The organism is Superficieibacter sp. HKU1, assembly GCF_029319185.1.
In the GTDB taxonomy this organism is placed as follows: Bacteria; Pseudomonadota; Gammaproteobacteria; order Enterobacterales; family Enterobacteriaceae; genus Superficieibacter.
Genome location: NZ_CP119754.1, coordinates 2,031,341 through 2,045,532 on the forward strand (window position 1 = coordinate 2,031,341; position 14,192 = coordinate 2,045,532).

The window sequence follows — 14,192 nt, forward strand, 5'->3', positions numbered from 1 at the left end:
AGATCACAACTCCGGAGTTAAATGAGCGAGAATGTGTTTGGCCTGAGTTAGCAGGCGCTGACGAGAAAACATGAGTTGCAGGCGGCTACCGCCAACCTGGTGCCAGAGTACCGCTGCGCGGATACCGGCAAGCAGCGAGGCGCGAACCCTGGCCTGCACCTGCGCGCTTTGCAGCACGGCAGGGGAGCCTGTGACCTGAATGCGCGGCCCCAGCGGGCTGATGACGTCGACATAAATGCCCGCCATGGCGCTCAGTAAAGTCTCAGACTGAAGATCGAAATGGTCGAGCTGGCGCTGTAAACCAGCAATGCTGGTGCCAAGCGTATCCATTGCGCCTTTTGCTTTAGCGAGCTTACGCTCGAGCACCATCAGGCTAAGGGTATAACGAGTGAGTTCAGCGTTCAGGCCCTGACGGCTGCTGGCGTTCAGCACACCGAGCAGCGTTTCAAGACCGAGGCGGAGATTGGCTTCGCTACCACCGAAAACCCCCAGCGTTGAATCCGGGTTGAGATCGATGATGCTGTTCAGCGAAACGTGCAGGGCGTCGCTATCGCAGTGGCCCTGGTGGGCCAGTTGTTGCACCAGACGTGCAGACTGGCAGATGCCTGCCAGCGCCAGGGTGATGTCATAATAGTTCTTCGCCACACTCACTCCTTGTTAATCCTGCGTTTCCACGACCCGCAGGATATACGTAATCAAATGCTTTATTACAGCGGCAGGCGCTGCTCGATAATACCGCCGCCGAGGCACACTTCGCCGCTGTAGAAGACGGCGGACTGACCCGGCGTAACGGCCGCAACCGGTTCATCAAAGTGAACCTCAATGCGATCGTTATCCAGCGCGGTAATGGTGCAGGGAATATCGGTCTGACGATAGCGGGTTTTCACCGTGCAGCGCAGCGTACCGGTTAAAGGCTGACGATCGACCCAGTGCAGCTGCTGGGCAATCAGCCCGACGGACATCAGACGCGGATGATCATGCCCCTGGGCCACGATAAGAATATTGTTCTCAACGTCTTTATCCACCACGTACCACGGATCGTCGCTACCCTCTTTGGTCCCGCCGATGCCCAGCCCTTTACGCTGGCCGAGGGTGTGGTACATCAGCCCCTGATGCTGGCCAATGTCTTCGCCGTCAACGGTCAGGATTTTACCCGGCTGAGCGGGCAGATAGCGACCAAGAAACTCGCGGAATTTACGCTCGCCGATAAAGCAGATACCGGTGGAGTCTTTTTTCTTCGCGGTGATCAGATCCAGCTCTTCCGCAATCTTACGCACCTGAGGTTTTTCCAGCTCGCCTACCGGGAACAGGCTCTGGGCGATTTGCTCATGACCGAGGGTATACAGGAAGTAGCTTTGATCTTTATTGCCGTCCAGACCGCGCAGCAGGCGGCTTTTGCCGTCAACGTCCGCACGACGCACGTAGTGACCGGTTGCGATATAATCCGCACCCAGATCTTCGGCGGCAAATTCAAGGAAGGCTTTAAATTTGATTTCTTTATTGCACAGAATATCCGGGTTCGGCGTGCGGCCTGCTTTATATTCTTCGAGGAAATGCTCAAAGACGTTATCCCAGTATTCTGCGGCAAAGTTTACGGTGTGCAGCTCAATGCCGAGCTTATCGCAGACCGCCTGCGCGTCGGCTAAATCGGCCGCAGCGGTGCAGTATTCCTCGCCATCGTCTTCTTCCCAGTTCTTCATGAACAGGCCCTCTACCTTATAGCCCTGTTGCAGGAGCAAATAAGCAGAAACGGAAGAGTCGACACCGCCGGACATACCGACGATCACTTTTTTTGGGCTATCAGACATAGGAATACTCACGACATTGAACTTCAAGGCGGCGTATTTTAGCACGCCCCCCCTGACTTGACACCCTCTGTAAACGGCCAGTTAAATTCGCCGATCAGTGCCAGCGGGTATTTCTGCCCGTTTTGCCAGCTGCGAATACTCTCCGCTACCAGCGGCGAACGCAGGTTCGCCGCGTTGAGGATCTCATCGGCACTGACCCACAGGCAACGGTCAATATCGCTGTCGTGCGGCTCTCCAGGGCACATTTCGTTAAGTTCAATGGCAAAGAGGAAGCGCAGAAACGGCGTCTTGTCCGGGGCAATCCATTGATGCAGGCGGATAAAATGCTGCGGCTCGGCTACGATCCCCGTTTCCTCCCACAGCTCGCGCTTTGCCGCCTGCACCAGCGTTTCATCTGCTTCCAGGTGGCCTGCGGGCTGGTTCCACAATACTTTGCCGTTTATGGTCTCTTCAACGACGAGAAATTTGTCCTCTGCATGCACGATGCAGGCGACGGTGACGTGCGGTTTAAACATGTTCTCTCCTTATTATCTGGCGTCTCGCCATTCACCGTTGGCAAGGTTATCCAGCGTATAGTCACCCATCGCATAGCGGATCAGGCGCAGTGTGGGATAGCCAACATGGGCCGTCATCCGGCGAACCTGGCGGTTACGGCCCTCATAAAGCGTCACTTTTAGCCAGCGTGTCGGAATCGACTTCCGTTCGCGGATCGGCGGGTTACGCGGCCACAGCCAGTCTGGCTCTGGCACGACCTCGATGCCCGCGGGCAGGGTGGGGCCATCATTGAGCGTAACACCATCACGCAATGCTGCCAGCGCTTCCTCTGAAGGTTCACCCTCAACCTGAACATAATAGATTTTACCGGTGCGCTTACCCGGCTGGGTTAGCCGTGCCTGTAACGCGCCATCGTTGGTCAGGACCAGCAGACCTTCGCTATCCCGATCCAGACGCCCGGCGGCATAAACCCCGGCAACAGGGATAAAATCTTTCAACGTGCTGCGTCCCGCTTCGTCGGTAAACTGCGGCAGCACATCATAGGGTTTATTGAACAGAATAACCCGCTGCGGCTGGTCTTTGCGTTCTTTCCTGGTGGCTCGTTGTGAGCTGAATTTGTTAATGCGCTGATACGTCGATTTTTTGTGCATATGTTTCCCGGTCGGTGCCGTAGCTGCATAAAGCGATACCAGGCGTGGCAGAGAGCGTATTCTTTCAGAAATCTTCTTTCTTCGAAAGGCGCGTTTAACTTGTAGGATCCTGTGGCCTTCACAATGAATTTCAGGCCTCATAATGCTGAACAGATGCAGGTAAACTTTCAACATAAAGAGAGTGAGATGAATCGCTGGAGGACACTGTCAGCCTTTGCGGGGAAACAGTTGCTTACGTTTTAGTCCGGGGGTAAAATAAATTCTTAAGAAAGTTTTATATGTTATCTTTTTGCGGTTTATGGATGATTTGTTAAAAAGGATGCCTTAATATGACAATAAAAAGTTTTTCTTTTTCCCAACTGGCTGATATGAGAATTGAAGGGGTGGGCATACATGCCAGCTACTCTATTGATATCGTTATCAAAGATGAAAATTCATCAAGCGGTAAAAATGTTTACATATCTGCTACTGGTAAAAGCAATGCAGCAAGAGCGGCAGGTACTGGAAGCCTTTTATTTTGGTGTAAAGTGAGAGATCTACTCAGTAATAAAATATATTCTCTTGAGAGAAAAAAAGGGGAAGGTTTTGCTGTGGGTTTCGATGATTTTGTCATTGGATCAATAATGTTTCACATACCCTATAACTCTTCATCAGCACCCAAAATAGAGTTAGAGGCAGGTTATTTATATGATGCAGGTTATGCAGGGACAGTTATACCATTTCCCAGGAGCCTAAAGAGAGTCATAGCTTTAACGCAATTCAACAGGAGATGAGTTAGTGACTATACAAAAAATTATCGGCGCTGCATTGCTCTTCATGGGAATGGCAAATGCCTGTGCGGAAGAGGTATATGCTGATATCCCGACAAAACAGGCTTCGGAGTTGGTCACGAAGTACACACTTGCTGACACGAAAGAGAAGAAAGTTGTACAGGATAAATTAAATTGTCTTTCAAAACACAATCCCAACAATAATAACGTAATACGAGCATATTCAAGTATTTTAATTTCTGAGGGGGATTATAGTGAAGCTGTCAGTTTACTTAATAGATACAATGCCAAAAATAATGATTCATCCTTAAAATTACAAGAGTGCATGCTGAAAGAACGTACAGGAGAGCATGATACATTATGTTATAAACACGTTATTTCACTTGCAGAAGGTAAAGGTATTAAAGATACTGACTATTTAATGGCTTTATTTTTCACAGATGATAAGCGATTCACTAAAGAAAAAGAAGGTTATATCGCCCGGACTGGTTTTGAACGGGATCTCGATATATTTAATAAAAGTAAAAGTGAAGTTCTACAAATATTTTATCCAAATTAGAAATAACGGTTTCTCAATAGTTTTGCAACACCCCTTGCTTTTTATCACGTAATATTATCCAGATTTATATGGATAGGAGCTTTTTTTAGCCACATGTGAATACCATTCAGATTACGCAAATTGCGCAGCTTATCTCTCCGTTAGCAGGTCATCTCGCTACAGCACGGCCTGATGCGTAACCACCCTTCCTGGCTTTACTTCAGGCTTTAGCAATCAGAGCTTGAAAGGCTGAAACGATACACCTGATATGAAAATGCAAAAAGTCTGTCAGGTGACAGTGCAGTAAGTTTGCAATGTCATCATAATCTATTGATTTTTTAAGTGTGTTTATCACATTGTAGACAAATGTTAAGCATTATCTAAAGAAGTTTTACGCATAGTATTTTCAGAAGTTATCAATTGCCGCATTATAGCGTAATGATCAATGCCTTTCATGGAACCAAACTATCAGGTAGTATTGATGGGCTTATTACAAATCATTAACAAAAATCAGTAACAACCAGAAGCGCTCGAAGGAGAGGTGAATGGAAAGCAAAGTAGTTGTTCCGGCGGAAGGTAGTAAAATCACCCTGCAAAACGGCAAGCTGAACGTTCCGAATAACCCGATTATCCCCTTCATTGAAGGTGATGGTATCGGTGTTGACGTCACGCCAGCAATGCTGAAAGTGGTCGATGCCGCCGTGGAAAAAGCCTATAAAGGCGAGCGTAAGATCTCCTGGATGGAGATTTATACCGGTGAAAAATCGACCCACGTTTATGGCCAGGATGTCTGGCTGCCCCCTGAAACACTTGATCTGATCCGTGAATACCGTGTGGCTATCAAAGGGCCACTGACGACCCCGGTTGGCGGTGGTATTCGCTCTCTGAACGTGGCGCTGCGTCAGGAGCTGGACCTTTATGTCTGCCTGCGTCCGGTACGTTATTACCAGGGCACGCCAAGCCCGGTTAAACACCCTGAACTGACTGATATGGTTATCTTCCGTGAAAACTCCGAAGATATCTACGCCGGGATCGAATGGAAAGCCGACTCTGCCGACGCGGAAAAAGTGATTAAATTCCTGCGTGAAGAGATGGGCGTGAAAAAAATTCGCTTCCCGGAACATTGCGGCATTGGTATCAAGCCGTGCTCAGAGGAAGGGACCAAACGTCTGGTACGTGCAGCGATTGAATACGCTATCACTAACGACCGCGATTCCCTGACTCTGGTTCACAAAGGCAACATCATGAAGTTCACTGAAGGCGCGTTCAAAGACTGGGGCTACCAGCTTGCACGTGAAGAATTCGGCGGTGAACTGATTGACGGTGGCCCGTGGCTGAAAATCAAAAACCCGAAAACCGGTAAAGATATCGTCGTTAAAGACGTGATTGCCGATGCCTTCCTCCAGCAGATCCTGCTGCGTCCGGCCGAATACGACGTTATCGCCTGTATGAACCTCAACGGCGACTACATCTCTGACGCCCTGGCGGCACAGGTAGGCGGGATCGGTATCGCGCCAGGCGCGAACATCGGTGATGAATGCGCGCTGTTTGAAGCCACGCACGGTACGGCACCGAAATATGCCGGTCAGGACAAAGTGAACCCGGGTTCAATCATTCTGTCCGCTGAGATGATGCTGCGTCATATGGAATGGTTCGAAGCGGCTGACCTGATCGTTAAAGGCACCGAAGGCGCTATCGCGGCTAAAACCGTGACCTATGACTTTGAACGTCTGATGGAAGGCGCTAAGCTGCTGAAATGCTCAGAGTTTGGCGACGCGATCATCGAGAATATGTAATTTCTGATGGTGTAAACAAAAACGGGAGCTGAAGGCTCCCATGAGGTTGATGACAAACCGTCCGTGGAACACGGGGCGACCACCGGGTTGGGCCTCCCTCCGGGAACCCAATCCCGGTGTTTCCCCTCACTACCCACTTTGTCAGCAGTCTGACGGGAGCCTGAATGCTCCCGTTTTTATTTTAAAGAGTTATCAAAATCGCTTACGGCTCATTGTTTATGACACAAAATGAGCGTCACAGCACTTAAGAGTGCCTGCGTCTCCTGAGGTAATCATTTATACAAAAAGCCCTTCATTACGTCCCTGTATCACAGTAAATGACAATTCGGAGATCCATTTATGCAGATTGACGCTCCGGCATCTGACGCGACGCTTTATTGCTTGCCAGTTGCACCGGTGATCTCACGACCAGGCTTGGCAGCGCCAGTTCAACGTCTTTCTCCAGCAACTGCTCGATAATACGAATATTAATTTCCTGCTGAATATCCATGTATTTGTTGTAATCGGCAGTATTGACGATATGCACCACTTCAAAGGTCAGCCGGTCCTGGTTAAACGCCAAAAGATGCGCGCGGTCGAATTTGGTTTCGCCGACGTCTGTAATGATATTTTTCACCATATCACCAATGGTGCGTAGCTTTTCCGGCGGGGTAGAAGTGGCAACGCCGAAGGTAAAAACAATACGCCGTGTCTGCATTCGTTTGTAATTATGAATCGTTTGCTGGAGCAGCTGCGCATTTGCACAGACAATCTGCTCACCGCTGAGGCTGCGAATACGTGTGGTTTTCAGCCCAATATGTTCTATCGTACCTGCAACGTCATTAAAGACCACGAAATCGCCGATTTCAAAGGGCTTATCAAATCCAATCGACAGCGAGGCGAAGACATCGCTTAATACGGTCTGAACCGCCAGCGCGATGGCAATCCCGCCCACTCCCAGACTTGCTACCAGCGCGGTAATATCAACACCTGCATTCGCCAGAATTGAGAGCAGCATCATTGACCATACCAGCACCCGCATGATCATTCCCAGGATCACCAGCGTTACCGGATTTTTATTGGTCCCTGGCGCATAAAGCAAATGCCGCATCCAGGACTGCACGCTTTGATCGAGCCAAATCGCCATTTGTATTGCCACAACCAAAAACCAGGCGTGAGAGATGGTCGAAAACAAGCGATCCGGTAAGGCGATAAAACGTAAGCTGAAGAGAAAAGCAGCGAAAAGGATAAGGGCTTTATTGGTTTTTTTCAGCATGTCAAAAACAATAAATCGAAGACGTTCGTCGTGACCTTCGTGCTTATTGGAATTTTGAAAGGTTTTATAGACAAAGCCGAGTAATCGATTGATAACCCAGTAGGTTATTGCGGTTATAAAAAATACTAACGCGAGATTTATCCAGAAAGCAGTCGACATCAGCACCGTAACGATATTCAGTCTTGCCAGATACTCCATTTTACCTCCGAAAAAACGCAAATGAATCCACAGTATAGACCCCATGCGTTAGCACATGCCGGTGATTACTTTCCAATGCAGCATCCGGAGGTGTGTATCTGGTTGATAATGACGTTTAGCGTGAGGTCGTGGTTGGCGTTATTGAGAACCATTTTTGCAAGGCGGCCTCTCCCTTCGCCGTCACCGTCAGCTCCCGGTAACCTGGCGTCCGGCGTAACCATTCTTTATCAACTAACAACCGTAGCAGCGCTGCCCCAGCCTCGCCACCAAGATGAAAACGCCTTTCGCTCCAGTCCAGGCAAGGGCAGCAGGGTTTACGTCTGGAGCCAGGCGTGAACGTCACCCCTAAATCATGAAAACGCGTCAACCCTATGGGGGTCAGCGCATTGCCATCCTCCTCAAGCCAGTTTCCCTGTTGCATGAATTCATAGAGACTGACTGCAATTTCACCGGCCAGATGATCGTAACAGGTTCTGGCATATCGCAAATGGACAGGTGTACTGCAAGCCGGGGATGACCGTGAGATCGCAGAAATATCCATTAAATTTTCCAGCAATCCGGCGATTTCATGTCCGGTAAGGCGATAGTAACGGTGCCGTCCCTGCGAGAGACAGACGATTAATCCATTGCTGAGCAGTTTTGCCAGATGACCGCTGGCTGTCGGAGGGGCAACATCTGCAATAACGCTAAGTTCAGTTGCGGTCCAGGCACGTCCGTCCATCAGCGCACAAAGGATACTGATCCTCGACGGGTCAGCAATGGCGGAGGCGACGGCAGACATGGCGGCTTCCAGCGGCGGGGATGCGGAAATCTGGCATGCGGTGCGAGTGGATGTCATGGCGGCGTAATCTCCCACGCTGTTGTTAATTGTGCTGCCCGGTCGTTATCATCCGTCAAAAGAATAAGGCGGTTACTGTGATCGCTATATTGCACCATAATATTCACTCCCCCTTGCGCAATAATATCCGCTATTTCCCCTAATTCACCAGGCCGCTCCTGGCGTAGCTTTCTAATCAACGGCGTAGACACGGCTCTGACATCAAACCCGGCGGTCAGCAGAACCTCACGGGCTTTTTCACCGTCGGCCACCAGAAAATGAGCATGGCTTTCCGTTGCCACTGTAAAAACGCCTCCGCCCTCCAGACCTGTACCGTTCTGACCTAAGGTTTTTCCTAAAGCAGCCAGCGAGCCTGGCGTATTGCTGAGCACAACATGAATATCATACATCGTTACGTTTACCTGTATCAGAGGAGTAATCCCGCAGTACATCAGCGATGCGTATACGGTAAAAAGAGAAAATGGCGATTTTTCCTTCCGCCTGAGCGGCCTGGTGGTGGCTATTTTGTTTCCAGCACAACACTGATTCTTCATTCTCCCACCATGACAGAGACAATATTTTGTCAGGTGTGGACAGGCTTTGAAAACGCTCAAGTGAGATAAATCCCGGCATGGTTGCCAGCAGCGGCTTCAGCTCTGCGGCAAGCTCCAGATATCGCTGTTGTGCATCGGGTAACGCAGTGGCTTCAAACAGGACCGCTATCATGCAATGACTCCCTCGTTAATGTTCCGGCGCATCTTAAATCAGTGAAAAAAGGATGCTTCGGTCATCAACGAAATAAGGCATCCTGACGACAGGTTCCGTCGGCTAATCGTCTTGCGGCGCTTGCTATATCCCTTTCTTTGTCCAGACTTATCACATCTATGATGAAAAAAATGAGGTGAGGTATGCATCAGGATGCCCTGAAATGTATAGAGTTATGCTACAAGTGTGCGGCGATGTGTGATTTTTGCGCCGCGTCTTGCCTGAAGGAAGAAAATCCTGGAATGATGACCGATTGCATTCGGCTGGCCGTACAGTGTGCCGGTATTTGTCGGCTGTCAGCCCAGTTCATGAGTCTCGACAGCGACTATTTCAAGCAGACATGCCGTATCTGCGTGGATATTTGTAAAGCCTGTGCAGAAGAGTGTGCCAAGCATCAGAGCGATCACTGCCAGCGCTGCGCCAAAATATGCCGAAACTGCGCCAATGCCTGTTTGCGGATGGTGGCCTGATTTTTAAGTTTTTTTATGGTCAAGCGGGGTTGCTGGAATAAATTGAACGGTCATGACCAGTTGCCCCGGAAAAAAAAGTCGGCGTTTTTTTAAAAATAGACTAGCGAAGCAGGAATTTGGGGTTGCTGATTAATAACGTAAATAAGCCTTGTGTTAATGTTCGAATCATGCGTAAATAGAGTGTAGGTTTGATACACAGACAACCTTTTGAGTAGTTTACTAAAGCAGTTCTCATCAAAGATATCCTCTCTTGAGTCTCCATCTGAAGCTTCGATTCGCATCTGTATTCAAACCATGAATGCCATAAGGCGCTTATGTAAGGAAATAATTTTGAAAATACAATTCAGATGCCCGGCTTGTCACGGGTCGCAGTACAGAACGTCACCCTATGATGTGACGGAAAAAAATCGCTTCGGTGCAAAATGCATTTTTTGTAAATCCGCGATGGTAGCAGGCGATGACGTTAGTCACCTGGCAATCAGCAGCGCACCGAAACTGGCGGAATACCGCCGTTAACCGTTGAACCGGACTTGCGCGTCCGGTTAATACCTGAACCTGCTTAATCGGATTTTGCGCCATACGGGCACAACGTAAAAACACACTCTTTATAACGATGGCAAACAGTTAGTGTTGGATCGTCATTGCCCGGGCATGAAATTCTATTTTTAAAGGTATTCCATAGCGCACCTGAGTAATGGAAGGTATGAATAATCGCTATTGATGTTCTCCTTCCATTTACTATTACGCCAAAAGGACTATGGGTAAGAATATTACCTTTACGTAAAAAGTAGTTTCCTTTATACCAAAGTATTAGCTTCATGTTTTTTACAGCAGAGGCGATGGCAAATCCGGTCCCGGTAACGGGGCAAACGAGGGTGTGTTCAATTTCCCAATCCATTAACAAAAAACTCCTTGTCGACGCTTTTTAATAAAACTCTATAATGTGTCCTTAACTTAAATATATCGGCATAATCAGATTTGTCTAATATGATTAATTAACTATGACAAAAAGAAGTTATTATGTCTTTTCTTTTCGATTATTTACATTAGCGTTTAATTAATAGACAGAGTGACAGGCTCTAATTAATATGATGAGCGAGCCTGCGTTTATCCCTCATTCTGATAACGTATTTCTCATTACCACCAGCCAAGCTGGGTGCCTGCGACGGCGACAATTGCCACAATCAGCATAATAATCGTTGTTTTTTTCATCACATTAGTCCTGTTATTTCACGGTGCAGAGAAACATGGCGTTTGAAAAGGCATTTTCTTGTTACAGCCATAGTAAAGCACGGTTGGATAAAATTTGATATATTTGGCTTATCAGGCGGGCGCCAGACAAAAAAAAGCCCCGTAGCGAGCAGCGGGGCGAAAGTATCAATTACGGAATGATTTGCTCTCTGGTCATGAAGAGAGCATCTCTACACTAAACGAAGAGTGCCCGTGGAAAATGAAGAAATCGTGAAGATCGACTTCAGGTCTTCGGGAATGAGACAAGGAGAGACGATGAAACTAATTAGCCTGTTGTTACCGCTGGCGCTGGTGGGATGTACCAGCGAGCAAAGCTCGCCACCGGAGGCAGGGCTGGCAAACCCGGCGGCGGTATGGTGTCTGAAACAAGGCGGGACGCGTGAGCCGGTGCAGAGTCCTCAGGGCGTGCGCACAGAATGCCGACTCAGCGATGGCCAGACCGTCGATGAGTGGGAACTGTGGCGTCGCGATCATCCTTCAACGCATTAAGCCAGTCCGCCAGAATGAGCGCATGATTCTGGCGGGTGTTTTTCGCGGCGTAGAGCAGGGTGAGATTTTGCTCACCGGCCTGGCAAAGAAGGCGTAATCCTTCTTCATGGCATGCGGCCAGTTCGTCGCGGTAATGCTGGCTGAAAGTGGCAAAGTCAATCACCTCGCTGTGCAGTGCTTTGCGTAGTTCACCTGAAGGGGCGAGTTCTTTACACCACTCATCGCACGGCAGCGCCTCTTTTTTAACCCCGCGCGGCCAGAGCCTGTCGACCAGTACGCGATAACCGTCATTCGAACCGGGATCATCGTATACGCGTTGACACTGGATCATACTCCGCCTCCGTTTTCTCCATCCATGCAATGAGCGCCGGGATCTGCCGTTCGGAAAAAACCGCGATCCCATGTTCAAGCAGCAGCGCAGCAGCGACGCCCATACCTGCTTTACGGATACCACTGAAGCTACCGTCATAAATAAACTGGCTGCCGCAGGTTGGGCTGCCATCGGTCAGCAGCGCTGCGCCGCAGCATTGTTCAATTGCCGTTTGCAGCGCCAGCCAGGCGGCCAGCTGATAATGGGCGGTAACATCATGACCATCACTTTCAATAATGCGCGCCTGATGAGCCATCACATCCATACCGTCGGCAGAGGCGATTTCTGCCGGCAGGCGGGGCGTGGGCAGCCCGGCCGCCAGTTCCGGGCAGTGAATGACGACCCGTCCCTGATGCTGCCAGCGGGCGAATTGTGCCGTCAGGTTGGCTTTTTCGCTGCCATTGTAGCGAACGTCAAATCCCATCAAACAGGCGCTGACCAGTAATTTATTTTTCATTCCGCGTCCGGCAATGTCATACATGACCTCAAGAGTAGTACATCCCGTACGCACAATACAGCGCCACGGCCCGGCGCCGACCGCCTGAATTAAGGTATTGTCTTTAAGTGAAAAGATCGCTAATGTGAGGTTCCTTGTGTTGTCCGTTTTCCGTTCAGACATAAGGTACTCCTCATGAATTCCTCTCTGCGTATTGCACTTGTCGGCGATTATAATGCCGATGTCATTGCTCATCAGGCGATCCCGCTGGCTATTGATGATGCCGCTGCCGTGCTGGATATGGCTGCGCAATATCACTGGTTAGCCACCCGGGATATTAAAAGCGAAGACGATCTGGCGGAATATGATGCTATCTGGCTGGTGCCAGCCAGCCCCTATGAAAATATCGACGGCGCGCTGCTCGCTGTGCGCTATGCCCGGCAAAATGCGATCCCCTTCCTCGGAACCTGCGGCGGTTTTCAGCATGCCATTCTGGAATACGCGCGCAACGTGATGGGCTGGGAGGACGCCGCTCATGCCGAAGTGGATAACGAAGGACGTATGGTCATTGCGCCTTTGGCCTGTTCGCTGGTCGAAAAAAACGATGTTATTGAGCTGCGTGCCAATACTCATATCGCGCGGGCTTATGGCAAAGAGAGCATTGAAGAGGGATATCACTGCAACTACGGCATCGCGGCAGATTTCGCGCTGGCGCTGGAAAATGAGCCTTTGCATGTGACCGGCTGGGATGAAGAGGGGGAAATCCGGGCGGTTGAACTCGTCACCCACCCGTTTTTTGTTGCCACGCTCTTTCAGCATGAGCGCAATGCGCTGGCAGGGCGTCCAGCTCCGTTGGTTCAGGCGCTGCTATATGCCGCCAGCCATTAATTCACGCTAATTTCCCGCTCGCGCCCGGCGCAGGCGCCGAAAACGGCCATCGCGATGGAGAGCACCGCACAGGCCAGCAGCGGTACATGCCAGTTGCCGCTGGCATCGTGAATTTTCCCCATCAGCGGTGGGCCGCAGGCCGCAAGCAGATAACCCACCGCCTGCGCCATGCCGGAAAGTGCTGCCGCCTGGTGTGCCGAGCGGGTGCGAAGGCCAATAAAGGTTAAGCCAAGGATCATCGTGGCACCGGACCCAAAGCCAAAAAGCAGGGTCCACAGCACGGCGCTTTGCGGAAAGAACCAGTAACCCGCGGCGCTGATCGCGCACAGCAAAGCCACCAGCGCCGCGATCCCACGATGGTCGCGAAGTTTATGTAAAATCAGCGGAATAGCCAGACCCGGCATCGCCGTTGCCAGTTGCAGCAAGCCGTGCAGCGATCCCGCCTGCGCTTCGCTATAACCCTGGCCAATCAGGATGGCGGGTAGCCAGCCGATGATGACATAATAAATCAGCGAGTTAATGCCTAAAAATAGCGTTACCTGCCAGGCGAGTGCCGAACGCCAGATCCCCCGGCTGTGCTGCATCCGTGAGGACGTTAAGGAGACAGGCTGCTGTTGACGCCATTGGGGGAGCCAGAGCAAAAACGCCAGCAGAGGAAACACCATCAGCATCAGCAGCGCACCGCGCCAGCCAAAACCGCTTAACGCCAGCGGCACCACCAGCGCCGAGCCTAATGCGGCGGCACCGCCCATGGTCAGGGAATAAGCGCCGGTCATTTTTGCCACGTGCTGCGAGAAATCACGCTTGATAAGCCCCGGCAGCAGGACGTTACCCAGTGCAATCCCGCAGCCAATAATCGCCGTTCCGGCGAACAAAAACAGAGGCGACGGCAGGGAGCGGATGGCGATCCCGGCGCAAATCAGCAGCATCGCGGCAAACAGGCTACGCTCCATGCCGAATCGACGCGCCACGCCTGCGGCCAGCGGGGAAATGAGGCCAAAGGCCAGCAGCGGAAGCGTGGTGAGGAGGCCAGTCTGCGCGGTCGTGAGGCCATATTCCGCGTGGATAGCGTCAAGCAGCGGTGCCGCGCCGGTAAAAGTGACGCGCAGTGTGGTCGCAATCATCAGAATACCGACAATCAGCAGGATCCCGCGTTGGCCTGAAGTATGAAGATCAGAAGACATAAATTTCTCAAC

The 14,192-nt window shown here is 50.5% G+C and carries 19 protein-coding genes; 7 read left to right on the forward strand and 12 right to left on the reverse strand.

Annotated features, from left to right (window positions below; genetic code table 11):
* Window positions 1-3 precede the first annotated feature (3 nt).
* The 4 genes from hflD to rluE all read right to left on the reverse strand — a co-directional run bounded on the left by hflD (window position 4) and on the right by rluE (window position 2,953).
* The gene (hflD, locus tag P0H77_RS09635; protein WP_276164687.1) at window positions 4-645 is read right to left on the reverse strand and encodes a high frequency lysogenization protein HflD; all 642 of its coding nucleotides are present in this window, start codon (window positions 643-645) and stop codon (window positions 4-6) included.
* Window positions 646-707: 62 nt separating this feature from the next.
* Window positions 708-1,808: a tRNA 2-thiouridine(34) synthase MnmA gene (gene mnmA / locus P0H77_RS09640; protein WP_276164688.1), complete on the reverse strand. Its 1,101-nt coding sequence runs from the start codon at window positions 1,806-1,808 to the stop codon at window positions 708-710.
* Between the two features lie 38 nt (window positions 1,809-1,846).
* On the reverse strand, window positions 1,847-2,323 hold the full coding sequence (locus tag P0H77_RS09645) for an NUDIX hydrolase (RefSeq protein WP_276164689.1): 477 nt from the start codon (window positions 2,321-2,323) through the stop codon (window positions 1,847-1,849).
* 12 nt (window positions 2,324-2,335) lie between these two features.
* On the reverse strand, window positions 2,336-2,953 hold the full coding sequence (rluE, locus tag P0H77_RS09650) for a 23S rRNA pseudouridine(2457) synthase RluE (protein WP_276164690.1): 618 nt from the start codon (window positions 2,951-2,953) through the stop codon (window positions 2,336-2,338).
* Window positions 2,954-3,282: 329 nt separating this feature from the next.
* Between rluE and P0H77_RS09655 the strand changes: the two genes are divergently transcribed.
* From P0H77_RS09655 to icd, 3 genes are all read left to right on the forward strand, one after another.
* Window positions 3,283-3,726 carry a hypothetical protein gene (locus tag P0H77_RS09655; protein ID WP_276164691.1) on the forward strand — a complete coding sequence of 148 codons (444 nt, stop codon included), beginning with the start codon at window positions 3,283-3,285 and terminating at the stop codon, window positions 3,724-3,726.
* 4 nt (window positions 3,727-3,730) lie between these two features.
* Window positions 3,731-4,282 carry a hypothetical protein gene (locus P0H77_RS09660; RefSeq protein WP_276164692.1) on the forward strand — a complete coding sequence of 184 codons (552 nt, stop codon included), beginning with the start codon at window positions 3,731-3,733 and terminating at the stop codon, window positions 4,280-4,282.
* Window positions 4,283-4,806: 524 nt separating this feature from the next.
* Window positions 4,807-6,057 carry an NADP-dependent isocitrate dehydrogenase gene (icd, locus tag P0H77_RS09665; RefSeq protein ID WP_276164693.1) on the forward strand — a complete coding sequence of 417 codons (1,251 nt, stop codon included), beginning with the start codon at window positions 4,807-4,809 and terminating at the stop codon, window positions 6,055-6,057.
* Window positions 6,058-6,394: 337 nt separating this feature from the next.
* Here the strand turns inward: icd and P0H77_RS09670 are convergent, their stop codons facing one another.
* The 4 genes from P0H77_RS09670 to P0H77_RS09685 form a co-directional block, all read right to left on the reverse strand.
* Window positions 6,395-7,510, reverse strand: a complete 1,116-nt coding sequence (locus P0H77_RS09670; RefSeq protein ID WP_276165088.1) for a mechanosensitive ion channel family protein — start codon at window positions 7,508-7,510, stop codon at window positions 6,395-6,397.
* A gap of 115 nt (window positions 7,511-7,625) precedes the next feature.
* On the reverse strand, window positions 7,626-8,348 hold the full coding sequence (locus P0H77_RS09675; protein ID WP_276164694.1) for a winged helix-turn-helix domain-containing protein: 723 nt from the start codon (window positions 8,346-8,348) through the stop codon (window positions 7,626-7,628).
* Complete coding sequence (locus P0H77_RS09680; protein ID WP_276164695.1) at window positions 8,345-8,737, reverse strand: amino acid-binding protein; 393 nt, start codon at window positions 8,735-8,737, stop codon at window positions 8,345-8,347. Before P0H77_RS09680 ends, P0H77_RS09675 begins: the two co-directional genes overlap by 4 nt.
* The gene (locus P0H77_RS09685) at window positions 8,730-9,053 is read right to left on the reverse strand and encodes an antibiotic biosynthesis monooxygenase (protein ID WP_276164696.1); all 324 of its coding nucleotides are present in this window, start codon (window positions 9,051-9,053) and stop codon (window positions 8,730-8,732) included. The genes P0H77_RS09680 and P0H77_RS09685 overlap by 8 nt, the downstream gene beginning before the upstream one ends.
* Before the next feature lie 182 nt (window positions 9,054-9,235).
* Here P0H77_RS09685 and P0H77_RS09690 point away from each other — a divergent pair, with 182 nt between their 5' ends.
* Complete coding sequence (locus P0H77_RS09690; RefSeq protein ID WP_176918244.1) at window positions 9,236-9,562, forward strand: four-helix bundle copper-binding protein; 327 nt, start codon at window positions 9,236-9,238, stop codon at window positions 9,560-9,562.
* Between the two features lie 324 nt (window positions 9,563-9,886).
* On the forward strand, window positions 9,887-10,078 hold the full coding sequence (locus P0H77_RS09695) for a cold-shock protein (protein ID WP_276165089.1): 192 nt from the start codon (window positions 9,887-9,889) through the stop codon (window positions 10,076-10,078).
* Between the two features lie 43 nt (window positions 10,079-10,121).
* On the opposite strand, the gene iraM is transcribed toward P0H77_RS09695, so the two are convergent.
* Complete coding sequence (gene iraM, locus P0H77_RS09700; protein ID WP_276164697.1) at window positions 10,122-10,460, reverse strand: anti-adapter protein IraM; 339 nt, start codon at window positions 10,458-10,460, stop codon at window positions 10,122-10,124.
* A gap of 608 nt (window positions 10,461-11,068) precedes the next feature.
* Between iraM and P0H77_RS09705 the strand changes: the two genes are divergently transcribed.
* Complete coding sequence (locus P0H77_RS09705) at window positions 11,069-11,302, forward strand: DUF333 domain-containing protein (protein WP_276164698.1); 234 nt, start codon at window positions 11,069-11,071, stop codon at window positions 11,300-11,302.
* On the opposite strand, the gene P0H77_RS09710 is transcribed toward P0H77_RS09705, so the two are convergent.
* Window positions 11,238-11,633, reverse strand: a complete 396-nt coding sequence (locus tag P0H77_RS09710; RefSeq protein ID WP_276164699.1) for a DUF488 family protein — start codon at window positions 11,631-11,633, stop codon at window positions 11,238-11,240. The two genes, P0H77_RS09705 and P0H77_RS09710, sit on opposite strands and share 65 nt — an antisense overlap.
* Window positions 11,605-12,129 carry a DUF523 domain-containing protein gene (locus P0H77_RS09715; RefSeq protein ID WP_276165090.1) on the reverse strand — a complete coding sequence of 175 codons (525 nt, stop codon included), beginning with the start codon at window positions 12,127-12,129 and terminating at the stop codon, window positions 11,605-11,607. The genes P0H77_RS09710 and P0H77_RS09715 overlap by 29 nt, the downstream gene beginning before the upstream one ends.
* 174 nt (window positions 12,130-12,303) lie before the next feature.
* Between P0H77_RS09715 and P0H77_RS09720 the strand changes: the two genes are divergently transcribed.
* The gene (locus P0H77_RS09720; RefSeq protein ID WP_276164700.1) at window positions 12,304-12,996 is read left to right on the forward strand and encodes a CTP synthase; all 693 of its coding nucleotides are present in this window, start codon (window positions 12,304-12,306) and stop codon (window positions 12,994-12,996) included.
* Here P0H77_RS09720 and P0H77_RS09725 read toward each other — a convergent pair.
* Entirely contained in the window at window positions 12,993-14,180 is a 1,188-nt protein-coding gene (locus P0H77_RS09725) for a CynX/NimT family MFS transporter (protein WP_276164701.1), read from the reverse strand. The genes P0H77_RS09720 and P0H77_RS09725 overlap by 4 nt on opposite strands.
* Window positions 14,181-14,192: the final 12 nt, after the last annotated feature.